The organism is Nocardioides sp. REDSEA-S30_B4 (assembly GCF_001627265.1).
Lineage (GTDB): Bacteria > Actinomycetota > Actinomycetes > Propionibacteriales > Nocardioidaceae > Nocardioides.
The window spans coordinates 283,425-307,274 of sequence record NZ_LUPI01000008.1; the positions used below are offsets into that span (position 1 = coordinate 283,425).

The window sequence follows — 23,850 nt, forward strand, 5'->3', positions numbered from 1 at the left end:
AGCTCGACCACCGACCTGCAGGAGCCCCATGACCATCACCTCCGAGCTCCGCGACGACGGCATCCGCGTCGTGACGATGGAGCACCCTCCCGTCAACGCCCTCACCGTGCAGGGCTGGTTCGACGTCGCTGCGGCGCTCGCCGAGGCCAGCGCCGACATGGACACCAAGGTCGTGGTCCTGCGCGCCGAGGGCCGCGGCTTCAACGCGGGCGTCGACATCAAGGAGATGCAGCACACCAGCGGCTTCGACGCGCTCATCGGCGCGAACAAGGGCTGCTACGCCGCGTTCAAGGCGGTCTACGAGTGCTCGGTGCCGGTCATCGCGGCGGTCAACGGCTTCTGTGTCGGCGGCGGTGTCGGCCTGGTCGGCAACGCCGACTGCATCGTGGCCAGCGACGACGCCTACTTCGGCGTCCCTGAGGTCAACCAGGGCGCCCTGGGCGCCGCCACCCACATGGCGCGGCTCGTGCCCCCGCACATGCTGCGGACCCTCTACTTCACCGCCCGCACCATCAAGGCCGTCGACCTCGTGCAGTTCGGCTCGGTCCTCGAGACCGTGCCGCGCGAGGAGCTGATGGACGCAGCGCTGCGGGTCGCGACCGACATCGCGAGCAAGGACACCCGGGTCATCCGCGCCGCCAAGGAGGCGCTCAACGGGATCGACCCGGTCGACGTCAACAAGAGCTACCGCTTCGAGCAGGGGTTCACCTTCGAGCTGAACCTCGCCGGGGTGGCCGACGAGCTGCGAGACGAGTTCGCAGGAACGGAGAAGAGCAAGAAGTGAAGGGCCCACGCGACAAGCGGATGTCGATCGACGAGGTCGTCGACACCCTCGAGGACGGCATGACCATCGGCATCGGCGGCTGGGGTCCGCGGCGCAAGCCGATGGCCCTGGTCCGCGCGATCTACCGCTCGGACCTCAAGGACCTCACCCTGGTCAGCTGGGGCGGCGCCGACGTCGGCCTGCTCACCCGCGCCGGCAAGGTCCGCAAGCTGGTCTACGCCTTCGTCTCCCTCGACTCGGTGCCCCTGGAGCCGAACTTCCAGAAGGCCCGCCAGGAGGGCACCATCCCCGAGGTCGTCGAGCTCGACGAAGGGATGTTCAACACCGGCCTCCAGGCCGCGGCCCAGCGCCTGCCGTTCCTGCCGATGCGGGCCGGCCTGGGCTCCGACGTCCTGGTCAACAACCCGTGGATCAAGACCATCGAGAGCCCGTACGACGAGGGGTTCGGCCACGAGACCCTCGTCGCCGTGCCTGCGCTGCGCCTCGACGTCGCCCTGGTCCACATGAACCGCGCCGACCAGCACGGCAACGCGACGTACCTCGGCCCCGACCCGTACTTCGACGACCTGTTCTGCATGGCCGCCGACCGCGCGTACGTCAGCTGCGAGCAGGTCGTCGACACCGCCGGCCTGAGCCACGACACCCCGGTCCAGAGGCTGCTGCTCAACCGGATGATGGTCAGCGGCGTCGTCGAGACGCCGAACGGCGCACACTTCACCACCTGCACGCCCGACTACGAGCGCGACGAGAGGTTCCAGCGGGCGTACGCCGCTGCCGCCGGCGGGTCCGAGGAGGACTGGCAGGCGTTCCACGACCGGTTCCTGACCGGTGACGAGGCTGCCTACCAGGCGGCCGTCGCGGCGTTCCAGGAGGAGCAGGCATGAGCGAGACGACCGACATCACCACCGCCGACGTCTGCGCGGCCGCGATCGCCGACGCGTTCAAGGACGACGGCGAGATCTTCGCCAGCCCGATGGGCATGCTGCCGATGCTCGGGGTCCGGCTGGCCAAGCTGACCTCCAACCCCGACCTGGTCATCTCCGACGGCGAGGCGTTGTTCCTCGCCGGGGTGCCGCCGCTGTTCGCGAAGGCCGACAAGGTCGAGGGCTGGATCCCCTTCCGCAAGGTCTTCGACGTCGTCGCCTACGGCAAGCGCCACGTGATGATGGGTGCCACCCAGATCGACCGGCACGGCAACCAGAACATCTCGGCCATCGGCGACTTCGCCCAGCCCAAGCGCCAGCTGCTCGGCTCGCGGGGCGCGCCGGGCAACACGGTCAACAACCGGACGTCGTACTGGGTGCCCCGGCACTCCCCCCGCGTCTTCGTCGAGGCCGTCGACATCGTCTCGGGGGTCGGACCCTCGCGGGCGGCGGCGGCCGGCGCCGCCCGCTTCAACGACATCCACCGCGTCGTCTCCAACCTCGGCGTCCTCGACGTCAACGGCCCCGAACGCACGTTGCGGCTGCTCTCGGTGCACCCCGGCGTCACCGTCGACCAGGTGCGCGAGGCCAGCGGCTGCGAGATCCACGTCGACGGCGCCGACTCCGACGTGCCCGTGACCCGGGTGCCCACGACCGAGGAGCTGCTGGTCATCCGCGAGGTGCTGGACCCCAAGGGCCTGCGCTTCAAGGAGGTCCCCCGACCGGAGGCCCCGCGATGATCGAGCAGCAGATCCGTACGCCGTTCACCGACCTGGTCGGGGTCCGGCACCCCGTCGTGCAGACCGGCATGGGCTGGGTCTCCGGCGCCCGTCTGGTCTCCGGCACCGCCAACGCCGGCGGCCTGGGCATCCTGGCCAGCGCCACGATGTCCTACGAGGAGCTCGAGAAGGCGATCGTCGAGGTCAAGGGCCGCACCGACGCCCCCTTCGGCGTCAACCTGCGCGCCGACGCCAGCGACGCTCCGCAGCGGGTCGAGCTGCTCATCGAGCACGGGGTCAAGGTCGCGTCCTTCGCCCTGCAGCCCAAGCCGGAGCTGGTCACGCGCCTGAAGGACCACGGCATCGTCGTGATGCCCTCCATCGGTGCGGCCAAGCACGCGATCAAGGTCGCCGGCTGGGGCGCCGACGCGGTGATGGTCCAGGGCGGCGAGGGCGGCGGCCACACCGGCCCCGTCCCGACCACCCTGCTGCTCCCGTCGGTCCTCGACGCGCTCGCCAGCGTCGGCAGCGACATCCCCGTCGTCGCGGCGGGCGGCTTCTTCGACGGCCGCGGCCTCGCGGCAGCGCTGTCGTACGGCGCCGCCGCGGTCGGCATGGGCACCCGCTTCCTGCTGACCCAGGACTCCGCGGTCCCGGACGCCGTGAAGCAGCTCTACCTCGAGCGCGGCCTCACCGACACGGTCGTCACCGCCAAGGTCGACGGCATGCCGCACCGGATGCTGCGCACCGGGCTGGTCGAGGAGGTCGAGGAGACCTCGCGCCTGCGCCGGCTCGCACCCACCGCCAGGCGGACCCTGGAGTTCAAGAAGGACTCCGGCATGTCGTGGCTCGGTCTGGCCAAGGACGGCCGCGCCATGAAGAAGGCCTCGGGTCGCACGCTGGGGCAGATGGCGCTGGCCGCCAACACGCCGACCATGCTCAAGGCCGGTCTGGTCGAGGGCGACACTTCGGCGGGTGTCCTCGCCTCCGGCCAGGTCGTCGGCATGATCGACGACCTGCCGACCTGCGAGGAGCTCATCGACCGCGTGGTCACGGGTGCCGCGCAGGAGCTGGGTCGCGCGGCGTCGTACGTCGTCTGAGGGTGCTGGTCGGCCGGGCGGCTCAGCCGCCCGGCACGTACCCCTGCGGCGGCGCCCACTCGCCGTCGTTGTCGAGCAGGTGCTGCCATATGTCGTACTCGGCGCGGTAGTGCTCGGTCAGGCGTGACCGGGTGTCGGGCGAGAGCTCGGGGAGGGCCTGCGAGGTCGACCAGTTCTTGGTGACGACCTCGACCTCGCGGCCCAGCCGCCGGTCGATGTAGCCCTGCCAGGCGTCGGGGCGCTCGAGCGCGAAGATCCGGTCGACCCCGATCGCCAGGGTGTCGTCGAGGGAGACGAACCGTGCCTGGCGGCCGTTGATGGCGCCGGGGCGGCCCTCGATGTGGGCGACGACGAACTCCTCGAAGGAGACCTCACCGGTCCACTTGCCGTCGTTCCTCTCGGCCAGGGCCGGGCGCTGGCGGTAGCGCCACCACGACTCCAGCCACGACACCGGCTCGCGGTAGAGCGTGACCAGCTCGTAGTCGCTGCGCTGGTAGCCCGCGCCCGCCAGCACCGGCACCATCCGCTTGGTGAAGGTGCGGCAGTTCATGTGCTTGAGCTTCGGGTTGACCCGCATCAGGATCTCGGCGTGCCCCTTGAGACTGGTGACCAGCGTCGTCGACGCGCACTTGGGCATCGAGAGCATCACGAAGCCGTGGGCAGGCAGGGCGATCACGTCCGCGAACCTATCCCACGCGGGCCCTCCCACGAGTCGCCGCCCACCGGTCGCCGGACGTTCACCGAGCCGTCGCCGACGGACGTCGCAGTGGTGCGTTGATCAGGCCATGTGCACCGACGGACACCACCACTCCCACGCCGACGGCGGCGAGCCCCGGCCGCTGCGGGTCCCGACCGGCCCGACGAGCCGACGTACCTTCGTGCAGGCGGGCGGCGGCCTGCTGCTGGCCGCCGGCGGGGTGGGCGCTGTGACGGGCACGGCGCTCTCGAGTGACGCAGCGCCCGGCCGAGGCGCGTCGCGCACGAGCCGAATCACCCGCGGCACGCACCTGGTGCACGCCGACCTGCACAACCACACCCTGATGTCCGACGGCGATGGGGACCCGGCGCTCGCCTTCGACTCGATGCGGGCGGCCGGTCTCGACGTCGCGGCCCTGACCGACCACGCCACGATCAGCGACAACGTCCTGGGCGAGGTGCTCGCCGGTCTGCTCCCGCCGGAGTACAAGCAGCTCGCTGGAATCCACCAGGGCGACTGGGCGCAGACCAAGGCGTACGCCGACGCGGCCAACACCGACGGGGCCTTCACCGCGATCCGCGGCTTCGAGTGGTCCGAGCCGCTGCTGGGCCACGTCAACGTGTGGTTCACCGAGCACTACGTTGACGTGCTCCAGGCAGGCGTCATGCAGCCGTTGCTGGACTGGTTGGCCCGCGAGCCCGGTCTCGTGCTCGACGGGGGTGCGGACGGGTTGGCCGGCTTCAACCACCCGGGCCGCGAGCCCGGTCGCTTCCAGGAGTTCCACTACGACGAGCGGATGCGTGACCGGATCGTCAGCCTGGAGATGTTCAACCGCGGCGACGACTACCTCTTCGAAGGCTGGGCCGACGGCAAGTCCAGCCCGCTGTGCGCCTGCCTCAACGTCGGCTGGCGCACCGGGATCGCCGGCGTCACTGACGAGCACGGCACCGACTGGGGCTTCCCGGAGGGCAAGGGCCGCACGGGCCTGTGGGTCACCCACCACACGCGAGGCGGGGTGAAGCGGGCCATGAAGCGGCGCCGCTTCTTCGCCACGCGAACGTCGGGCCTGCGACTCGACGCCACCGCGGAGCTCAAGGACGGACGGAGACGACCGATGGGCTCGACCATCCCGATCACCAAGGACCGCAACGTCCTGAGGGTGCGCCTCGACCTGGCTCGTGACCGGGCGTGGCGAGGTCGCAGGTTGCACGCCCAGGTCCTGCGACCGGGCGTCGATGCCCCCGAGGTCGTCAAGGTGGTCCCGTTCGACGTCGGACCGGTGCTCGACTTCCGGGTGAAGGTCGACGTCGAGGACGGCGACTGGATGCTGGTGCGAATCTCCGACCCTGACGAGCCCAATGCCTCCCCCGGTCCCGACGGGCACCCGTGCAACGACCTGGGCGTCGCCTACACGAGCCCGTGGTGGCTGGAGCCGCAGGCCGGCTGACCCCACGCGTGCGCGAGCGACGTCTCGACCGTGCGCCAGCGACCTCTCGGCCGTGCGCCAGCGACCTCTCGGCCGTGCGCCAGCGACCTCTCGGCGGTGGGTCAGAGGCGCTCGATGATCGTGACGTTGGCCTGGCCGCCGCCCTCGCACATGGTCTGGAGGCCGTAGCGGCCCCCGGTGCGCTCGAGCTCGTTCAGCATGGTGGTCATCAGGCGGGTGCCCGTCGCGCCGATCGGGTGGCCCAGGGAGATGCCGCCGCCGTTGACGTTGACCTTGTCGTGAGGTGCGCCGGTCTCCTTCATCCAGGCCAGCACGACCGAGGCGAAGGCCTCGTTGCACTCGAAGAGGTCGATGTCCTCGATCGAGAGCCCGGTGCGCTCCAGGGCGTGCTTCGTCGCGGGGATGGGGCCGGTGAGCATCCACACCGGGTCGTCGCCGCGCACCGAGAGGTGGTGGATGCGGGCGCGCGGGGTGAGCCCGTGCTCCTTCACCGCCGCCTCGGAGGCGATGAGCATCGCCGAGGAGGCGTCGCAGATCTGCGAGGCGACCGCCGCGGTGATCCGCCCGCCGGGGGCCAAGGGCTGCAGTCCGGCCATCTTCTCCAGCGAGGTGTCGCGCGGGCACTGGTCGGTGTCGAAGACGGTGCCGTCGGGCAGGGTCACCGGCTCGATCTCACCGGTGAAGCGGCCCTCGGAGATCGCGGCGAGCGCGCGCTGGTGCGAGGCCAGGGCGAACTCTTCCATGTCCTCGCGGCTGACGTCCCACTTCTCCGCGATCATCTCGGCGGAGCGGAACTGCGAGACCTCCTGGTCGCCGAAGCGCTCCTGCCAGCCCGGCGACTCCGCGAACGGGGTGGTGAAGCCGTACTGCTGGCCCACCAGCATGGCCGCGGAGATCGGGATGGCCGACATGTTCTGCAGGCCGCCGGCGACCACGAGGTCCTGGGTGCCGGACATGACGCCCTGCGCGGCGAAATGCACCGACTGCTGCGAGGAGCCGCACTGTCGGTCGATGGTCACGCCCGGCACGTGGGCGGGGAGCCCCGCGACCAGCCAGGCCGAGCGGGCCACGTCGCCGGCCTGCGAGCCGATCGTGTCGCAGCAGCCCATGATGACGTCGTCGACGGCACCCGGGTCCACGCCCGTGCGGCGCATCAGCGCCGACAGGATGATGCCGCCGAGGTCGGCGGAGTGGACCCCCGCCAGCGCTCCTCCGCGCTTGCCGACCGGGGTGCGGACGGCGTCGATGATGTAGGCCTCAGGCATGGTCGTGGTCCTTCGCGATTCCGTCGAGCAGGATGGTGAGGTACTGGTCGGCGACGGCGGTGGTGGTGTGCGGCCCGCCGGGGCGGTACCACCGCACGGCCACCCACACGGTGTCGCGGATGAAGCGGTAGGTCAGGGTGATGTCGAGGTCGGCGCGCAGCGCCCCGGTCTCGACGCCCTCGGTGAGCAGGCTGACCCACACGTCGCGGGACTGCCGGTTGCGCTCGGCGAGGTAGCCGAAGCGCTCGAGCTGGCCCAGGGTCGCGGCCTCGTTCTGGAAGATCGCCACCTCGGCACCGCGGCGCTCGATCGTCTCGAACGACAGCCGCACCGCCCGCTCGAGCTTGGAACGGGCGTCGTCGGGACTGGCCAGGATGTCGTCGTACGCCGCGAACAGCTCGGCCTGGAAGGTGCGCATGAGCTCGTCGACCATCGACTCCTTGGAGTCGAAGTGGTGGTAGAGGCTGCCAGAGAGGATGCCGGCGGCGTCCGCGATGTCGCGGACGGTGGTGTTGCGGAAGCCCTTGGTCGCGAAGAGGTCGGCCGCGATCCGCAGCAGCTCCTCGCGCCGGCTGGCTCCCGCGGTCGACGCCGCTGCGCCGCCGGCCTGCTCAGGCATGCTGGCTGCTCACCGAGACGACCTCGCCGGTGAGGTAGGAGGAGTAGTCGCTGGCCAGGAAGACCATCACGTTGGCGACCTCCCACGGCTCGGCCGCCCGCCCGAAGGCCTCGCGCTGCTTGAGCTCGTGCAGCAGCTCGGGCGAGGTGACCTTCTCCAGGAACGGGTGCATCGCCAGCGACGGGCTCACCGCGTTGACGCGGATGCCGTGCGGCGCGAGGTCGAGGGCCGAGCACCGGGTCAGCGCCATCACGCCGGCCTTGGCGGCGGCGTAGTGGGCCTGGCCCTCCTGGGCCCGCCAGCCGATCACCGAGGCGTTGTTGACGATGACGCCGCGGGTGCCGTTGGCGACCATCCGCTGACCGGCACCGCGCACGCACCGGAATGCGCCGTTGAGGGTGATGTCGAGGACCTTGAGCCACTGCTCGTCGGTCATCTCGAGCACCGAGGTGGTGCCGCCCAGGCCGGCGTTGTTGATCATCACGTCCACGCCGCCGAGCTCGTCGGCGACGTCGAGCATCGCCTGGACGTCGGACTCCTGGGTCACGTCGCACACCAGCTGGCGCACGCGGTCGGCGCCGAACTCCTCGGCCAACGCGGCCTCGGCCTCGGCGAGGCGACGCTCGTGGGTGTCGGAGAAGACGACCGCCTTGGCGCCCTCCTCCAGCACCCGGCGCACGACCGCGGCGCCGATGCCCGCGCCGGCGCCCGCCGTCACGGCGACCACCTTGTCGCGCAACAGGTCGTGGGGAGGGACGTACGCCGGGGTCGGCTGCTCAGGTCGGGTCGCGGTCATGCGTCAGGCTCCCTTGGGCTCGCGAGGAAGGCCGAGCACGCGCTCGGCCAGGATGTTCTTCTGCACCTCGTCGCTGCCGCCGTAGATGGTGTCTGCGCGGGCGAAGAGGAAGAGTCGTTGCAGCTCGTCGAGCTCGTAGCCCGCGGCGCCACGGTCGTGCGGGACCTGCAGCAGGCCGTCGGCGGCCATCACGTCCATGGCGACCTCGCCGAGGCGCTGGTGCCAGTTGCCCCAGACGATCTTGAAGATCGAGCCGGCCCCACCACCGGCCGCGGAGTCCTCGCCTCCGGTCACGGCGGAAAGTCCCCGGATGCCGTTGGCGCGCATCACGGTGAGCTCGGCCTGCAGGGACGCGAGCCGGTCGCGCAGCACGGGGTCGTCGATCGCACGGTTGGCCCGGGCCCGCTCGCAGACCAGGGCGAGCTCGCGCTGGAAACCGACGACCTGGCCGAGGGTCGACACGCCGCGCTCGAACCCGAGCAGGCCCATCGCCACGCCCCAGCCCTTGCCGACCTCGCCGACCACCAGGTCGGCGTCGGTGACGGCGCGGGTGAAGAAGACCTCGTTGAACTCCGAGCCGCCGGTCAGCTGCTCGATCGGCCGGACCTCGACACCGGGCTGGTCGATCGGGACGAGCAGGAAGCTGAGCCCCTGGTGGCGCTGCGACCCGGGCTCGGTGCGGGCGACGACGAAGACCCACTGGGAGAAGTGCGCGTTGGACGTCCACACCTTCTGGCCGTCGATCACCCACTGCGAGCCGTCGTCGGAGAGCCGGGCGCGGGTCTGGACGTTGGCGAGGTCGGAGCCGGCGTTCGGCTCGGAGTAGCCCTGCGCCCAGAGCTCCTCGACGTTCCGGATCGGCTCGAGGAAGCGGGCGCGCTGGGCATCGGTGCCGAAGGCGATGAGGGTTGGACCGAGCAGCTGCTCCCCGAGGTGGTTGACCGTCGCGGGGGCGTTGGCACGGGCGTACTCCTCGTGGAAGACCACCTGCTGCCACAGGCTGAGCCCGCGACCGCCGTGCTCGGTGGGCCAGCCGACGCAGGTCCAGCCCTCGCGGGCGAGGAAGCGGTTCCACTCCAGGCGCTCGTCGAGCGCCTCGTGGTCGCGCCCGGGGCCGCCGAGCCCGCGCAGCGACTTCCACTCGCCGGCCAGGTGGTCCTCGAGGAAGGCGCGCACGTCGGCGCGGAACGCCTCGTCCGCTGCTGAGTAACCCATGTCCACGGGTGCTACCCTACCAAGCACTTGCTTGGTTGAGTGAGAGGTGATCGCGATCAGCGTCGAGGAAGAGCAGACCATCCCGGCGGTCCTCCGGGCCGCCGCGACGCGCTTCGGCGACCACCCGGCGTACGTCGAGGGCAGCACGTCGCTGTCCTACGCCGGCCTCCTCGAGCGTGTCCGACGGACCGCGGCCGGCTTCCGTGAGCGCGGGCTCGAGCCGGGCGGCCGGGTCGTGGTGTGGGGGCCCAACAGCATCGACTGGGTGGTCGCCGCCCTCGCCACGTCGTACGCCGGTGGCGTGCTCGTCCCGGCCAACTCCCGCTACACCGGCACCGAGGTCGCGGCGCTGGTCGACCGTACCCACGCGGTGCTGGTCATGGTCGCCGACGGCTTCCTCGGGCGCACCCAAATCACCGACCTCCGCGCGGCCAGCCCACTCCCGTCGGTGCGCGAGGTCGTCGAGCTGGCGCACCTCCACACCGTGGAGGACGACCCCGACGACGCCCTGGACCACGTGGCGACGGGCATCGCGGCCGGCGACGTGGCCGACATCCTCTTCACCTCCGGCACCACCGGCCAGCCCAAGGGCGCCATGAGCGCGCACCACCAGTCGATCGGCGTGGCGCGGGCGTGGGCCGAGCTGGGCGGGGTCCGCCAGGACGACCGCTACCTCGTGGTCAACCCGTTCTTCCACTCCTTCGGCTACAAGATCGGCATCCTCGTCGGGCTGCTCACCGGCGCCACGCTCTACCCGATGGCGACCTTCGACCTCGACGAGACGATGCGGCTCATCGAGACCGAGCAGATCACCGTCCTGCCGGGCGCACCGACGATCTACCAGTCCCTGCTCGGCGCTCCGGGTCGGGAGGGGCGCGACCTCTCGAGCCTCCGCCTCGCGGTCACCGGCGCCGCCGTCGTCCCGGTCGTGCTGATCGAGCGGATGCGGGCCGCCGCTCCGGAGGGCCTGGGCATCGACCAGGTCGTGACGGCCTTCGGCATGACCGAGGCGGTGGTGGTGACGATGGCCCGCGACGGCGACCCCGCCGAGCTGGTGGCCAGCACCTGCGGTCGTGCCATCCCTGGCATGGAGACCCGGATCGCCGCCCCCGCCGATGATGGCAGCGGCGAGCTGCTGGTCCGCGGCGACTTCGTGATGCTCGGCTACCTCGACGACCCCGAGGCCACGGCCGAGGCGATCGACTCCGACGGCTGGCTGCACACCGGCGACGTGGGCGTGCTCGACGACGCGGGCAACCTGCGGATCACCGACCGGCTCAAGGACATGTACATCTCCGGCGGGTTCAACGTCTACCCCGCCGAGGTCGAGCAGTCGCTCATGAGGCTCGAGGGGCTCGCGGACGTCGCCGTCGTCGGCGTGCCGGACGAGCGGATGGGCGAGGTCGGCAAGGCCTTCGTCGTCCGCGCCGACTCCCCCGCCGGCGAAGCGCTGACCGCCGACGACGTGACCGCGTTCGCCCGGGAGCACCTGGCGAACTTCAAGGTGCCGCGACAGGTCGAGTTCACGGGCGCGCTCCCGCGGAACCTGTCCGGCAAGGTGCTGAAGAAGGATCTCCGCTGATGGATCTGACCCTGTCCGAGTCCGAGCAGGCCTTCCAGGCCGAGGCCCGGGAGTGGCTGGCGGCGCACGTGCCGGCCGAGCCGCTGCCGTCGATGGACACCCCCGAGGGGTGGGTGCTGCACCAGGAGTGGGAGAAGAAGCTCGCCGAGGCCCGCTTCTCGGTCGTCTCCTGGCCGCGTGAGTTCGGCGGTCGCGAGGCCTCGCTCGTGGAGTGGGTGATCTTCGAGGAGGAGTACTACCGCGCCGGCGCGCCCGGTCGCGTCTCCCAGAACGGCATCTTCCTGCTGGCGCCGATCATCTTCGAGCACGGCACCCCCGAGCAGCAGCAGCGCTTCCTGCCGTCGATGGCGACCGGCGAGCGGATCTGGGCGCAGTGCTGGTCCGAGCCGGAGGCCGGCTCCGACCTGGCGTCGCTGCGCTCGACCGCCCGGCGCGACGACGAGCGCGGCGGCTGGGTCCTCAACGGTCAGAAGACCTGGTCCTCGCGGGCGGCCCTGGCTCACTGGGGCTTCGGGCTCTTCCGCTCCGACCCGCAGGCCCAGAAGCACGCGGGCCTGACCTACTTCCTCTTCCCGCTCGACGCCGAGGGCATCACGGTGCGCCCGATCGCCCAGCTGGACGGCGAGGCCGGCTTCGCCGAGATCTTCTTCGAGGACGTCTTCGTCCCCGACGCCGACGTGCTCGGTGGCGTGGGTGACGGCTGGCGGGTCGCGATGAGCACCGCCGGCAACGAGCGCGGCCTCTCGCTGCGCTCCCCCGGCCGGTTCACCGCCGCCGTCGACCGGCTCATCGACCTGCACGGCAGCACGCACCGTGGCCAGGTCACGGACCGCGTCGTCGACGCCTGGGTGCGCGCGCAGGCCTACCGTCTCTACACCTGGGGCACCGTCACCCGGCTCGCCGCCGGCGGCGACATGGGGGCCGCGGGCTCGGTCAACAAGGTGTGGTGGTCCGGGCTCGACGTGGCCCTGCACGAGACCGCGCTCGACATCCTCGGCGCCGAGGCCGAGGTCGAGTCACCGTGGCTCGACGGCTACACGTTCTCGCTGTCGGGGCCCATCTACGCCGGCACCAACGAGATCCAGCGCAACATCGTGGCGGAGCGCATCCTGGGCCTTCCCCGCGAGCCCAAGGGCCAGCCGAAGGAGGCAGCCAAGTGAGGTTCGAGCTCGACGAGGACCAGCGCGACTTCGCCGCCGCCCTGGAGTCCCTGCTCTCCGGCGCGGGCACGGTGGCCGCCGCCCGCGCCTGGGCCGAGGGCGACCACGCCCCCGGCCTCGGCCTGTGGAAGCGACTCTCGGACCTGGGGGTGCTGTCGCTGGCCACCGACGCCTCGCCCGTCGAGGTCGCCATCGCCTTCGAGGCACTGGGTCGGCACGCCGTCCCCGGCCCGTGGGTGGAGTCCGCGGCGTACCTGCCGATCGCCCTCGGCCGCGAGGTCGAGGGCGTGGCGACGGTGGCGCTGCCGCCGCACGTGCCGTACGCCCTGGACGCCGACGTCGCCGACGAGGTGTACGTCGGAGCGACCCCCGCCACGGGGGTGGGCGAGCAGGTCACCTCGGTCGACCGCACACGCCGCCTCTTCCGCGTCGAGGGCGCCGGCGAGCCCCACCGGGAGGCGATCGACCTGGCCGTCCTGGCCACCGCCGCCCAGCTGCTCGGTGCCGGCGAGCGGGTGCTCGCCGACTCGGTGGACTACGTCAAGCAGCGCACCCAGTTCGGTCGTCAGATCGGCTCGTACCAGGCGATCAAGCACGCGCTGGCCGACGTGCGCATCGCGCTCGACTTCGCACGGCCGCTCGTCCACGGCGCCGCCCTCGGTGAGATCGACGTCTCCGCGGCCAAGCTCGCGGCCGGGGACGCGGCGTACCTCGCCTCCCGGGTCGGCCTGCAGGTGCACGGCGCCATCGGCTACACCGCCGAGTTCGACCTGTCGGTGTGGCTGACCAAGATCCGCGCCCTGGTCACGGCCTGGGGCACCCCCGACTTCCACCGCGGCCGGCTGGCTCAGCAGCTCGGCCTGGACTGAGGACGACGATGGACCTCTCCCTCTCCGAGGAGCAGACCGAGCTGGTCGCGACCGTGCGGTCGCTGCTGGCCAAGCGCAGCGACAGCGGCGCAGTGCGCACCGCGATCGCGTCCGAGGCCGGCTTCGACGCCGACCTGTGGCAGGTGCTGTGCGAGCAGATCGGCGTCGCGGCACTGGCGGTCCCCGAGGAGCACGACGGCGTCGGCGCCACCCTCGTGGAGTCGGTCCTGGTCCTCGAGGAGATCGGCCGTGCGCTCGCCCCGGTGCCCGCCCTGTCGTCCCTCGTCACGGCCGAAGCGGTCCTCGCCGGAGCCGACGACGACGCGGCCGCACGCCTGCTGCCACGGCTGGCTGCCGGTGAGATCGGTGCGTTCGCCGTGCTCGAGGGCGGGCAGGCGAGTGCCGTCCTCGACGCGGACCTCGCCGACGTCCTCGTGGCCGCCGACGGCGAGCACCTCTACGAGGTCGACCCGACCGCGGCCCAGGTCTCCTGGACACCGTCGATGGACCAGACCCTGCGCCTGGGCAGCCTGCAGGTCGACGTCGCCACGGCCACCCGCATCGGCTCGGCCGCACCGGCGGTGGAGCGGGCCCACCTGGTCGGCGCCCTCGGCGCGGTCGCCCTGTCGGTCGGCTGCGCCCAACGCGGGCTGGACATGACGGTCGCCTACAGCAAGGACCGGGTGCAGTTCGGCCGCCCGATCGGTTCCTTCCAGGCGCTCAAGCACCGCATGGCCGACATGCTCGTGCAGCTGGAGATGTCACGCTCGGGGTCCTGGTCAGCGGCGTACGCCGTCGCCTCGCAGGCCCCCGACGCGGCCCAGCTGGTGCACGCGGCGAAGTCCTACGTCGCCGAGGCGGTCGCCCAGGTCGCGGCCGAGACGGTCCAGATGCACGGTGGCATCGCCATCACCTGGGAGCACGACGCCCACCTGGTGCTCAAACGCGCCCACGCCCTGGGCCAGCTGTTCGGGGCGCCCCACGTGCACCGCGCCGCACTCGCACTGCCCTGAGCGGGAGCGCTCGCGCACGTCCACGGACGGCCCACACCGCAGTCACCCAGGCGTTGACCAACGGTGTCCCGGGTGAGGACCGGGTGTGGGCTGCGCAGGCCTAGCGTCGTCGCATGAACTCGAACTCCACCACCGCCCGCGGCAGCAGCTCCGCTTCGTCCCACGCCGGCACCGAGGTGCGGCCGGTCGCCGGGGTCGGCATGGTCGCCAACCCGCGACGCACCCGCGTCTGAGCACACGCTGGGCAGGGTCCCCAACGCCCGGGCCGCCGCCCTGTGCAGTCAGTCGGTGGGGATCTCCGTGGTCGCGTAGCGACCACGGAAGAACAGCAGCGGGTCGTCCACGTCGCCGATCTCCAGGCCGAGCACCCGGCCGATGACGACGTAGTGGTCGCCGGCCTCGTGCACGGCGTGGATGCTGCACTCGAGGTGCGCGATCGTGCCCCGCAGCAGCGGCGTGCCCGTCACCGGGGCCGGGGTCCAGTCGACTCCCGCGAACTTGTCCGCGCCGCGGCTGGCCATCTGGTTGGACAGCCACGCCTGGTCCTCGGCGAGGATGTTGACGCAGAACTTCCCGGACCGCTGGATGAGCGGCCAGGCCCGCGAGGTCTTCGCGGGGATGAACATCACCAGCGGCGGGTCCAGCGAGACGCTGGAGAACGACTGGCAGGTCATGCCGACCGGCAGTCCCCCGCTCATCGTGGTCACGACGGTCACGCCGGAGGCGAACTGCGAGAGCACGTCGCGGAAGCGACGCGCCGCTGACACGGCCTCCTCGTCGTCGGCCGGGACCTCGACCTCCTCGCCGGGGCGCAGGTCGAAGATCGAGTCGCCGAGCCACGACTCGATCAGCTCCGGGCTCGGCCAGGTCGCGCGCGCGTCGGTCCGCATCCCCTCGGGGACATCGTCGTGCGTCATGCGAGCCACCCTAGGGACCTCGATGCCTTCCAGCACGTCCGGCCCGCCTACTGCCCGCCGCCGAAGTCGTGGCCCCAGTAGGACACGGCGGTCGACTCGCGGGCGACCCAGGTGCGGTCCTCGACGCGCAGGCCGTCGGTGCCGAACTCCACGTCGAAGCCCGCGGGGCTCTTGACGTAGAAGGAGACCATCTCGTCGTTCATGTGGCGACCGAGCGTCGCCGACAGCGGCGCCTTGTGCTTGCGCACCCGCTCCAGGGCACGGCCCACGTCGTCGAGCTCGTCGACCTCGAGCATGATGTGCACGCACTTGCTGGCGTTGGGCATCGGCAGGAAGGCCAGCGAGTGGTGCCGCGGGTTGACGCCGAGGAAGCGCAGCCAGACCTTCGAGCCCGGCTCCTTCCCGACGAACTCACCGGGCATGCTCATCGAGTCACGCAGGCGGAACCCGAGCACCTCGTCGTAGAAGCGCAACGCCTCCACGTCGTCGGTGACCGGGAGCACCACGTGGCCCATGCCCTGGTCGCCGGTGACGAACCTGGCGGCGTACGGCGTGACGATCGGCCGGGACTCGTAGGTGATCCCGTGGAAGATCTCGAAGACGTTGTCGAAGGGGTCGCTGAAGCGGACCAGCTCCTGCACGCGGCGCTCGTCGAGCTCCTCGCGGGTGCCGTCCTCGAAGTCCACGCCCGCCTTCTGCAGGTGCTCGCGCACCTCCTGCAGGGCGCGGTGGTCGGCGACCTCCCAGCCCACGCAGGTCAGCTCGTCGACGTCGCCGGGGACGACGACCAGCCGGGCAGACACCTCGTCGATGCGCCAGTACTGGTGGTCGGGGTGGGGGCCGCGGCCCTCGGCGAGGCCGAGGACCTTGCCGGCGAAGGTGCGCCACTGCTCCGGGTCGGTGCTGCTGACCCGGACGTAGCCCATGGACTTGATGTCGATCGTCATGTCAGCGCTTCCGTTCGACGTGGCGTGCGAGGAAGGCGGTGGCCACCTCGCGGAACTCCTCGGCCGCCTCGATCTGGGCCCAGTGGCCGCAGTGGGGGAAGACGTGGAGCCGCGCCCTGGGGATCAGCTTGAGGGCCACCATCGCGCCGTCCAGCGGGTTGACCCGGTCCTCGCGACCCCAGGTGAGCAGGGTGTGCTTGCGCAGGCGGTGCGCCTCGCGCCAGAGCATGCCGTCCTCGGCGGTCTCGGGGTTCCAGAACGACATCCCCATCGAGCGCATCGCGTCCTGCGCGCCCGGCGCGGTCGCGTCGGCGAAGCGCGCCTCGACCAGCTCGTCGGTGACCAGGGACTGGTCGACCACCATGGTGGAGATGAACGCCCGCAGGGCCTCGCGGCTCGGGTTCGCGCCGAAGTCCATCAGGCGCTGGACGCCCTCGGTCGGGTCGGCGTGGAAGAGGTTCAGCGACAGCCCGCCCGGCCCCATCATGATCAGCCGGCCGACCCGGTCGGGGTAGGACAGCGCCAGGCGCATCGCCGTACCGCCGCCCAGGCTGTTGCCGAGCACGTGGACCTTCTCGATGCCCAGCGCGTCGAGGACCGCCACGATCGCGTCGGCGGAGAAGCGGTAGTAGTTGCCCACCACCGGCGGCTTGTCCGAGGCGCCGAAGCCGGGCTGGTCGACCAGGATGGTGCGGAACTCCTCGGCGAAGCCGGGCAGTGCCGGGCCGAAGTTCGACCACGAGGAGGCACCGGGCCCGCCGCCGTGCAGCATCACCAGCGGCAGTCGCTCGGCCTTGTCGTCGGTGCGACTGTCGGCCTCGTAGTAGGCGATCCGCAGGTCACCGGCCGCCTCGGTCTTGACCGAGACGAACTGCTGGACCTCGTCCTTGGTCAGCTGCGTCGACACTCAGTACATCCCCGGGTCGATCTTGTGGCCGAACTCGTGCGCGCCGTACATCTGCAGGGCGCGCTCGGGGTCGTTGGCGGCGTGGACGCGACCCGCGTGGGCGTCGCGCCAGGCGCGCTGGAGGTAGGTGCCGCTGGTCAGCGCCCGACCACCGGAGGCCTCGAAGAGCGCGTCGATCGCGTCGATGGCGCGCTGGGAGCCCAGCACCTGGTCGCGCCGGACCTTCAGGCGCGTCTTGAGCGGGATCTTCTCGCCCTTGGCGACGTAGTCCTGCTCCTCGCGGATGTTGTTGACCAGGAGCGCCCAGGCGGCGTCGATCTCGCTGGAGGCCTTGGCGATGCGCACGGCCGAGAACGGGTCCAGGCTGGCTTTCTCGCCGAGGTACGCCGCACGGGTGCGCTTCTGCTGCATCTCCACGTGCTCGTCGTAGGCGCCCATGGCCATGCCGATGATCGGCGTGGTGATGGTGCCGGTGAAGATCGAGTGGAAGGGCAGCTTGTAGAGGTCGGAGGTGTTCTGCTCCTGGCCCGGGCCGCGGCACTGGCCGGTCTCGCCCATCGACAGGGTGAACGCCTCGGGGATGAACACGTCCTCGACCACGATGTCGTTGGAGCCGGTGCCGGCCAGGCCGACCATGTTCCAGACGTCGACGATCGTGTACTTCTCCCGCGGGACCATGAACGTCTTGAAGTCGACGATCTGGCCCTCCTCGGTGAAGACCAGCCCGCCGAGCAGCACCCACGAGCAGTGGTCGCAGCCGGAGGAGAAGCTCCACTTGCCCGAGAGGATGTAGCCACCGTCGGTGACGGTCGCCTTGCCGGTCGGGGCGTAGGAGGAGGAGAGCCGGACGTTGGTGTCCTCGCCCCACACCGCCTGCTGCGCCTCGTCGGCGAACAGGGCGACCTGCCACGGGTGCACGCCCACGACGCTGGAGACCCAACCGGTGGAGCCGCAGGCCGAGGCGATGTCACGCACGGCGGTGTAGAAGGTCACCGGGTCGGCCTCGTGGCCGTCGAAGCGCTTGGGCTGCAGCAGCTTGAAGAAGCCGGTCTCCTCCAGCTCCTTGATGCTCGCCTCCGGGACGACGCGCAGCGCCTCGGTCTCCTCGGCGCGCTCCCGGAAGGTGGGGAGCAGGTCGCGGACGCCGTCGAGAACAGCCTGGGACATCGCACAAACTCCTGTCGGTAGAACGTGTTACTGGTAAGACTAGAACACGTTTCAGTTTTGGACCAGCACTCCCGGGTGAGAGTCGTCTCAGCGACCCCGACGGTGCCGGGTGCAGCGGTGGGTCAGGCGTTGGCCACCTGCTTGTCCTGCTCGGCCTTCAGCATCAGCGCGATGTCGATGAGCTGGTCCTCCTGGCCGCCGATCAGCTTGCGGCGGCCGGCCTCGAGCAGGATCTTCGCGCCGGAGACGCCGTAGCGATCGGCGGCGTTGCCGGCGTGCTTGAGGAAGGAGGAGTAGACCCCGGCGTACCCCATCATCAGGGTCATCCGATTGAGCTCGCACTCTTCGGGCATCGCGGGCTTGATGACGTCCTCGGAGGCATCGACGATCTGGAGGAAGTCGACGCCGGTGCGCCAGCCGAGCTTGTCGCACACGCCGATGAACGCCTCCAGCGGCGTGTTGCCGGCCCCCGCGCCGAAGCGACGGACCGAGCCGTCGATCTGGGTGGCGCCCGCGCGGGCGGCTGCGACGGTGTTGGCGACACCGAGCGCGAGGTTCTCGTGGCCGTGGAACCCGACGTCGGCGACGTCACCGATCTCCGCGACGACGGCGGAGACCCGGTCCGCGGTCTGCTCCATGATCAGGGCGCCGGCGGAGTCGACCACGTAGACGCACTGGCAGCCGGCATCGACCATGATCCGCGCCTGCTTGGCCAGCACCTCGGGGGGCTGGGTGTGGCTCATCATCAGGAAGCCGACGGTCTCCAGGCCGAGCTCGCGCGCCAGGCCGAAATGCTGGATGGAGGTGTCGGCCTCGGTGCAGTGGGTGGCGATCCGGCAGATCTGTCCGCCGTTGTCCTGCGCGGCCCGGATGTCGTCCTTGGTGCCGACGCCCGGGAGCATGAGAAAGGCGATCTTGGCGCGCTTCGCGGTCTCCGCGGCGATCCGGATCAGCTCCTGCTCCGGGGTCCGGGAGAACCCGTAGTTGAACGAGGAGCCGCCCAGTCCGTCGCCGTGGGTCACCTCGATGACCGGGATGCCGGAGCTGTCAAGGGCCTCGACGATGTCGTGGACCTCGGTCGCGGTGAACTGGTGACGCTTGTGGTGCGACCCGTCGCGCAGGCAGGTGTCGGTCAGGCGCAGGTCCAGCTCGCCCCAGGGCTCGGTGCCGTGGGTGCCGTGCCAGGTGCGGGTGAGGGTGTTCAGGTCGGTGCTCATGGGTTGCCTTTCAGGTTCCGGGGTTTCGAGACGGCGCTGGCGCGCCTCCTCAACCGCCGGACGGGGCGAGGATCGAGCGGGCGATGTTCTGGCCGACCTGCGTCGCGGCGGCGGTCATGATGTCGAGGTTGCCGGCGTACGGCGGCAGGAAGTCGCCGGCGCCCTCGACCTCGACGAAGATCGAGACCTTGAGCGCCCCACGGGTGGCCGGCGAGGGGTCGTCGAGCTGGGGCTCCTGGAGCAGCCGGTAGCCCGGGACGTACTCCTGGACGGCCTTCTCCATGGCGAAGACCGAAGCGATGATCGCGTCGCGGTCGGCGTCTGGGTCGGCGGCGCAGAAGATCGTGTCGCGCATGATCATCGGCGGCTCGGCCGGGTTGAGGATGATGATCGCCTTGCCCTCCGTCGCCCCACCGATCTCGCGCACCCCGCTGCTGGTGGTGCGGGTGAACTCGTCGATGTTGGCGCGGGTGCCCGGGCCCGCGGACATGGACGAGACCGAGGCCACGATCTCGGCGTACGACACCGGAGCGACGCGGGAGACCGCGGCGACCATCGGGATGGTGGCCTGGCCGCCGCAGGTGATCATGTTGACGTTCATGGCGTCGACGTGGGTCTCGCCGTTGACCGGCGGGATGACCGCGGGGCCGATCGCGGCCGGGGTCAGGTCGATCGCCCGGATGCCGGCCTCCTCGTAGCGCGGTGCGTACTCGCGGTGCACGTAGGCCGAGGTGGCCTCGAAGATCAGGTCGGGCATCTCGTCCTGCTTGAGCAGCCAGTCCACGCCCTCGTGGGAGGACTCCAGGCCCTTCTCCGCGGCGAGCTTGAGGCCCTCGCTGCTCGGGTCGACGCCGATCATCCAGCGCGGCTCGATGACGTCGGAGCGCAGCAGTTTGTACATCAGGTCGGTGCCGATGTTGCCGGGCCCGACGATCGCTGCGGTCAGCTTGCTCATGGGTCTCCCTGGTTCCTCGGGGCGGGTGCGTGCAGGTGGTGCTGGTGGAGCAGTGGTCAGTCGGTGAACGTGGCCCGCAGCGGGGCGAACCCGCTGATCGTGGCGAGGACGTCGTCGCCGGGGGCGAACGGCACGAAGGGGCCGAGCGCGCCGGAGAGGACCAGGTGGCCCTTGCGGAGCGGGTCGCCGAACCGGGCGGCCTGGACCGCCAGCCAGCGCAGCGCCTCGAGCGGGTCGCCGAGGCAGGCGGCGCCGTTGCCGCTGGAGCGGACCTCGCCGTTGATGGCGAGCGTCATGTCGACGTCACGCGGCTCGAGCTGCTCGAGGGGCCGTGCGTCGTCCATGCCCACGACGTACAGGCCGCTGGACGCGCAGTCGGCCACGGTGTCGGTGAAGCCGATGTCCCAGCCGGCGATGCGGCTGTCGACGATCTCCAGGGCCGGCAGCGCCACGTCGACCGCCGCGCGCACGTCGGCGACGGTGAGGTCGTCGGGGTCACCCGGGTCGATGTCCTGGGACAGGACGAAGGCCACCTCGGCCTCGACCCGCGGCTGGAGGAGGCCGGCCATCGAGATCGGCCCGCCGTGGCTGACGTCCATGTCGTCGAGGAGGTAGCCGAAGTCGGGCTGGTCGACCCCGAGCTGGTCCTGGACCGCCTTGGACGTGGCGCCGATCTTGCGGCCGACCACGATCGCACCGGCGGCGAGCCGCCGCTCCACGACACCCATCTGCACGGCGTACGCCGCGTCGAGGTCGTCGGCGCCGATGAGGTCGCGGACGGGGGCGCACGGCTCCCCGGTCTCCTGGGCTCGGATCAGGCGCTCGCTGGCTGCGCGGATCGCGTCGTCGGACGTCACCTGTCGATACTAGAACCTGTTACAGTTTCGCGCCATGACGGGTGGTCCGACCGGCGCGTTGCCGGCAGAGGTGGATGTCGTCGTCGTGGGAGCCGGTGCGGCCGGCATGAGTGCGGCGCTGCGCGCCGCGTCCCACGGCCTGGAGACGGTGCTGCTGGAGAAGAGTGAGTACTTCGGCGGCTCGACGGCCCGCAGCGGCGGCGGGGTCTGGATCCCCGACAACTACGCACTGCGCGCGGCCGGCGAGTCCGACGGCATCGAGGCGGCCAAGACCTATCTCGACGCGATCGTCGGTGACGTTGTGCCGAAGGTGCGGCGCGACACCTACCTCGAGCGTGGCCCCGAGGTCATGGACTTCATCCGCGACCGCTCCCCCGTGCGCTTCCGCTGGGTGCCGCAGTACGCCGACTACCAGCCTGAGCAGCCCGGCGGCCGCGCCCGCGGCCGCTCGGTCGAGCCCGACCCGATCGACGGGCGCATCATCGGCGAGGAGCTCGACCGACTGCACCCGCAGTACACCAAGGCCCCGGCCAACATGGTGGTGCTGCAGCGCGACTTCCGGAAGATCAGCCTGGGCCTGCGCACCCTCGGCGGCCCGATCACGATGCTCCGGGTGCTGCTGCGGCGCACCCTCGCCGGCCTGCGCCGCCAGCGCCTGTTCGGCATGGGCAACGCGATCGCCATCGGCCTGCGCAAGGCGCTGATGGACGCGGGCGTGCCGGTGGTGCACGAGGCCGAGCTCAGCGAGCTGGTCCTCTCCGAGGGCCGCGTCGTCGGCGTGAAGGTGCAGCGCGACGGCGCCGAGCACGTCGTGCGGGCGCGCCGCGGTGTCGTCATCGGCTCCGGCGGCTTCGAGCGCAACCTGGAGATGCGCGAGAAGTACCAGCCCAAGCCGACGTCGGTGGACTGGACGACCGGCTCGCAGTTCAACACCGGCGGCGGCATCAGCGCGGGCATCACCGCCGGCGCCGAGGTCGCACTGATGGACGACTCGTGGTGGGGCCCGACCATCCCGCTGCCGAGCGGTCCGTGGTTCTGTCTGGCCGAGCGCAACCTGCCCGGGTCGATCATCGTCAACCAGGCCGGCCAGCGCTACATGAACGAGGCGCTGCCCTACGTCGAGGCGACCCACAAGATCTACGAGGGGGAAGCCACCGGTGTAGGGCACGTGCCGAGCTGGATGGTCATCGACACCCGCTACCGCAACCGCTACCTGTTCGCGGGGCTTTTCCCGCGCCAGCCGTTCCCCGGCCGGTGGTACAAGCACGGCACCATCAAGCGCGCCTCGACCCTGGCCGGCCTGGCCGAGGAGATCGGGGTGCCGGCAGCGGCCCTGGAGGCCACCGTGGAGCGCTTCAACGGCTTCGCCCGCAGCGGCGTCGACGAGGACTACGGCCGCGGCGAGTCGGCGTACGACAAGTACTACTCCGACCCCACCGTGAAGCCGAACCCCTCCCTCGGCGTCATCGACCAGGGCCCGTTCTACGCGGTGAAGATCGTGCCCGGCGACCTCGGCACCAAGGGCGGCCTGGTCACCGACGAGCGCGCCCGCGTGCTGCGTCCCGACGGCTCGCCGATCGAGGGCCTGTACGCCGCCGGCAACGCGTCGGCCGCGGTCATGGGCCACACCTACCCCGGCCCCGGCGGCACCATCGGCCCGGCGCTGGTCTTCGGCTACCTGGCCGCCGACGACATCGCCGATCAGGGCGTGGTCTCTCCCGGGACGAGCGCCAGCGAGGAGCGGGCGTCGAGACCACACCCGAACCCCGAGAGCGAGACCGTCTGATGCCCATCGACCCCACCGTCGCGATCGGCTCCCCCGTCGGGGAGGTCGAGTTCTCCTGGAGCGAGAGCGACGTCCTGCTCTACCACCTCGGCATCGGTGCCGGCTCGCGCGAGGGTGACAACCTCTCCCCCGACGCGCTGCGCTACACCCTGGACGGCCCGGCGCTGCAGGTGCTGCCGTCCTTCGGCGTGGTGGCCCCGACCTTCCACATGACCGACCCGCCGCCGCTGGACCTGCCGGGCTGCGACATCAACCTGGCCCAGGTCGTGCACGGCTCGCAGTCGATCTCGGTCTCCGCGCCGCTGCCGACCTCGGGCTCGGCGACGATCCGCACGACGCTCACCGACGTGTGGGACAAGGGCAAGGCGGCGGTCATCTGGCAGGAGGGCGTGGCCACCTCCCCGGAGGGCGGGGAGCTGTGGCGGGTCCGCTCGTCGATCTTCGTCAAGGGCGAGGGCGGCTGGGGCGGCGACCGCGGCTCCTCCCAGGCCGTCGAGATCCCGGAGCGCGTCGCCGACTGCGACGTGTCCTACGACGTCACGCCGCAGCAGGCGCTGCTCTACCGGCTGTGCGGCGATCGGAACCCGTTGCACGCCGACCCCGACTTCGCCAAGGCCGCGGGTTTCCCGGCGCCGATCCTGCACGGGCTGTGCTCCTACGGCATCGTGCTGCGCGAGCTGACCGACGCCCTGCTCGGCGGGGACGCCACCCGGGTCTCCGGGTTCGGTGCCCGCTTCGCCGGCGTGGTCTTCCCCGGGGAGACGATCCGGGTGCAGGGCTGGCAGGAGGACGGGCGCCTGGTCGCCTCGGCCACCGTCGCCGGCGGCCCCCGCGACGGCTCCCCCGTGCTGGCCGACTGCTGGGTCGACCTGGCCTGAGCGGCCGGCTCGTGTGGCTGAGCGCGGTCC

At 71.2% G+C, this 23,850-nt stretch carries 23 protein-coding genes; 11 read left to right on the forward strand and 12 right to left on the reverse strand.

What is annotated here, in order from left to right:
* The first annotated feature begins 28 nt into the window (after positions 1-28).
* Genes A6R01_RS02890 through A6R01_RS02905 form a run of 4 tightly spaced genes read left to right on the forward strand, consistent with a single transcriptional unit; the run spans position 29 to position 3,526 of the window.
* Positions 29-784: an enoyl-CoA hydratase family protein gene (locus tag A6R01_RS02890; protein WP_292603358.1), complete on the forward strand. Its 756-nt coding sequence runs from the start codon at positions 29-31 to the stop codon at positions 782-784.
* Positions 781-1,668, forward strand: a complete 888-nt coding sequence (locus A6R01_RS02895; protein ID WP_292603360.1) for a CoA transferase subunit A — start codon at positions 781-783, stop codon at positions 1,666-1,668. Before A6R01_RS02890 ends, A6R01_RS02895 begins: the two co-directional genes overlap by 4 nt.
* Positions 1,665-2,447, forward strand: coding sequence for a CoA-transferase subunit beta (locus A6R01_RS02900; protein ID WP_292603362.1), 783 nt, complete (start codon positions 1,665-1,667; stop codon positions 2,445-2,447). The genes A6R01_RS02895 and A6R01_RS02900 overlap by 4 nt, the downstream gene beginning before the upstream one ends.
* Entirely contained in the window at positions 2,444-3,526 is a 1,083-nt protein-coding gene (locus tag A6R01_RS02905) for a nitronate monooxygenase (RefSeq protein ID WP_292603364.1), read from the forward strand. The genes A6R01_RS02900 and A6R01_RS02905 overlap by 4 nt, the downstream gene beginning before the upstream one ends.
* Positions 3,527-3,548: 22 nt before the next feature.
* On the opposite strand, the gene A6R01_RS02910 is transcribed toward A6R01_RS02905, so the two are convergent.
* Positions 3,549-4,202, reverse strand: coding sequence for a hypothetical protein (locus A6R01_RS02910; protein ID WP_292603366.1), 654 nt, complete (start codon positions 4,200-4,202; stop codon positions 3,549-3,551).
* 109 nt (positions 4,203-4,311) lie between these two features.
* Here A6R01_RS02910 and A6R01_RS02915 point away from each other — a divergent pair, with 109 nt between their 5' ends.
* The gene (locus A6R01_RS02915) at positions 4,312-5,670 is read left to right on the forward strand and encodes a CehA/McbA family metallohydrolase (protein WP_292603368.1); all 1,359 of its coding nucleotides are present in this window, start codon (positions 4,312-4,314) and stop codon (positions 5,668-5,670) included.
* A 101-nt stretch (positions 5,671-5,771) separates the two neighbouring features.
* On the opposite strand, the gene A6R01_RS02920 is transcribed toward A6R01_RS02915, so the two are convergent.
* The 4 genes from A6R01_RS02920 to A6R01_RS02935 are packed head-to-tail and all read right to left on the reverse strand — an operon-like array spanning position 5,772 to position 9,565.
* Complete coding sequence (locus tag A6R01_RS02920; RefSeq protein WP_292603370.1) at positions 5,772-6,935, reverse strand: acetyl-CoA C-acetyltransferase; 1,164 nt, start codon at positions 6,933-6,935, stop codon at positions 5,772-5,774.
* On the reverse strand, positions 6,928-7,554 hold the full coding sequence (locus A6R01_RS02925) for a TetR/AcrR family transcriptional regulator (protein ID WP_292603372.1): 627 nt from the start codon (positions 7,552-7,554) through the stop codon (positions 6,928-6,930). The genes A6R01_RS02920 and A6R01_RS02925 overlap by 8 nt, the downstream gene beginning before the upstream one ends.
* Entirely contained in the window at positions 7,547-8,350 is an 804-nt protein-coding gene (locus A6R01_RS02930; RefSeq protein WP_292603374.1) for an SDR family oxidoreductase, read from the reverse strand. Before A6R01_RS02930 ends, A6R01_RS02925 begins: the two co-directional genes overlap by 8 nt.
* A gap of 3 nt (positions 8,351-8,353) precedes the next feature.
* Positions 8,354-9,565, reverse strand: coding sequence for an acyl-CoA dehydrogenase family protein (locus tag A6R01_RS02935; RefSeq protein ID WP_292603376.1), 1,212 nt, complete (start codon positions 9,563-9,565; stop codon positions 8,354-8,356).
* Between the two features lie 46 nt (positions 9,566-9,611).
* Between A6R01_RS02935 and A6R01_RS02940 the strand changes: the two genes are divergently transcribed.
* The 4 genes from A6R01_RS02940 to A6R01_RS02955 are packed head-to-tail and all read left to right on the forward strand — an operon-like array spanning position 9,612 to position 14,189.
* Positions 9,612-11,147 carry a FadD3 family acyl-CoA ligase gene (locus A6R01_RS02940; RefSeq protein WP_292603378.1) on the forward strand — a complete coding sequence of 512 codons (1,536 nt, stop codon included), beginning with the start codon at positions 9,612-9,614 and terminating at the stop codon, positions 11,145-11,147.
* Positions 11,147-12,307, forward strand: coding sequence for an acyl-CoA dehydrogenase family protein (locus A6R01_RS02945; protein ID WP_292603380.1), 1,161 nt, complete (start codon positions 11,147-11,149; stop codon positions 12,305-12,307). The genes A6R01_RS02940 and A6R01_RS02945 overlap by 1 nt, the downstream gene beginning before the upstream one ends.
* On the forward strand, positions 12,304-13,176 hold the full coding sequence (locus tag A6R01_RS02950; RefSeq protein WP_292603382.1) for an acyl-CoA dehydrogenase family protein: 873 nt from the start codon (positions 12,304-12,306) through the stop codon (positions 13,174-13,176). The genes A6R01_RS02945 and A6R01_RS02950 overlap by 4 nt, the downstream gene beginning before the upstream one ends.
* A gap of 8 nt (positions 13,177-13,184) precedes the next feature.
* Complete coding sequence (locus A6R01_RS02955) at positions 13,185-14,189, forward strand: acyl-CoA dehydrogenase family protein (RefSeq protein ID WP_292603384.1); 1,005 nt, start codon at positions 13,185-13,187, stop codon at positions 14,187-14,189.
* Between the two features lie 281 nt (positions 14,190-14,470).
* Here the strand turns inward: A6R01_RS02955 and A6R01_RS02960 are convergent, their stop codons facing one another.
* The 7 genes from A6R01_RS02960 to A6R01_RS02990 form a co-directional block, all read right to left on the reverse strand.
* Positions 14,471-15,106 (reverse strand): flavin reductase family protein, encoded by a 636-nt coding sequence (locus tag A6R01_RS02960; RefSeq protein WP_292603386.1) that lies wholly within the window; start codon positions 15,104-15,106, stop codon positions 14,471-14,473.
* Positions 15,107-15,153: 47 nt separating this feature from the next.
* On the reverse strand, positions 15,154-16,053 hold the full coding sequence (hsaC, locus tag A6R01_RS02965) for an iron-dependent extradiol dioxygenase HsaC (protein WP_292603388.1): 900 nt from the start codon (positions 16,051-16,053) through the stop codon (positions 15,154-15,156).
* 1 nt (position 16,054) lies between these two features.
* Positions 16,055-16,960 (reverse strand): 4,5:9,10-diseco-3-hydroxy-5,9,17-trioxoandrosta-1(10),2-diene-4-oate hydrolase, encoded by a 906-nt coding sequence (gene hsaD, locus A6R01_RS02970; RefSeq protein ID WP_292603390.1) that lies wholly within the window; start codon positions 16,958-16,960, stop codon positions 16,055-16,057.
* On the reverse strand, positions 16,961-18,127 hold the full coding sequence (gene hsaA, locus A6R01_RS02975; RefSeq protein WP_292603392.1) for a 3-hydroxy-9,10-secoandrosta-1,3,5(10)-triene-9,17-dione monooxygenase oxygenase subunit: 1,167 nt from the start codon (positions 18,125-18,127) through the stop codon (positions 16,961-16,963).
* Positions 18,128-18,249: 122 nt separating this feature from the next.
* Complete coding sequence (gene dmpG / locus A6R01_RS02980; protein ID WP_292603394.1) at positions 18,250-19,344, reverse strand: 4-hydroxy-2-oxovalerate aldolase; 1,095 nt, start codon at positions 19,342-19,344, stop codon at positions 18,250-18,252.
* Between the two features lie 49 nt (positions 19,345-19,393).
* Complete coding sequence (locus tag A6R01_RS02985) at positions 19,394-20,299, reverse strand: acetaldehyde dehydrogenase (acetylating) (protein WP_292603396.1); 906 nt, start codon at positions 20,297-20,299, stop codon at positions 19,394-19,396.
* 56 nt (positions 20,300-20,355) lie between these two features.
* Positions 20,356-21,156 (reverse strand): fumarylacetoacetate hydrolase family protein, encoded by an 801-nt coding sequence (locus tag A6R01_RS02990; protein WP_292603397.1) that lies wholly within the window; start codon positions 21,154-21,156, stop codon positions 20,356-20,358.
* A gap of 34 nt (positions 21,157-21,190) precedes the next feature.
* On the opposite strand from A6R01_RS02990, the gene kstD reads away from it, so the two are divergent.
* Positions 21,191-22,942 (forward strand): 3-oxosteroid 1-dehydrogenase, encoded by a 1,752-nt coding sequence (gene kstD, locus A6R01_RS02995; RefSeq protein WP_292603399.1) that lies wholly within the window; start codon positions 21,191-21,193, stop codon positions 22,940-22,942.
* The gene (locus A6R01_RS03000; RefSeq protein ID WP_292603401.1) at positions 22,942-23,820 is read left to right on the forward strand and encodes a MaoC/PaaZ C-terminal domain-containing protein; all 879 of its coding nucleotides are present in this window, start codon (positions 22,942-22,944) and stop codon (positions 23,818-23,820) included. The genes kstD and A6R01_RS03000 overlap by 1 nt, the downstream gene beginning before the upstream one ends.
* Positions 23,821-23,850 lie beyond the last annotated feature (30 nt).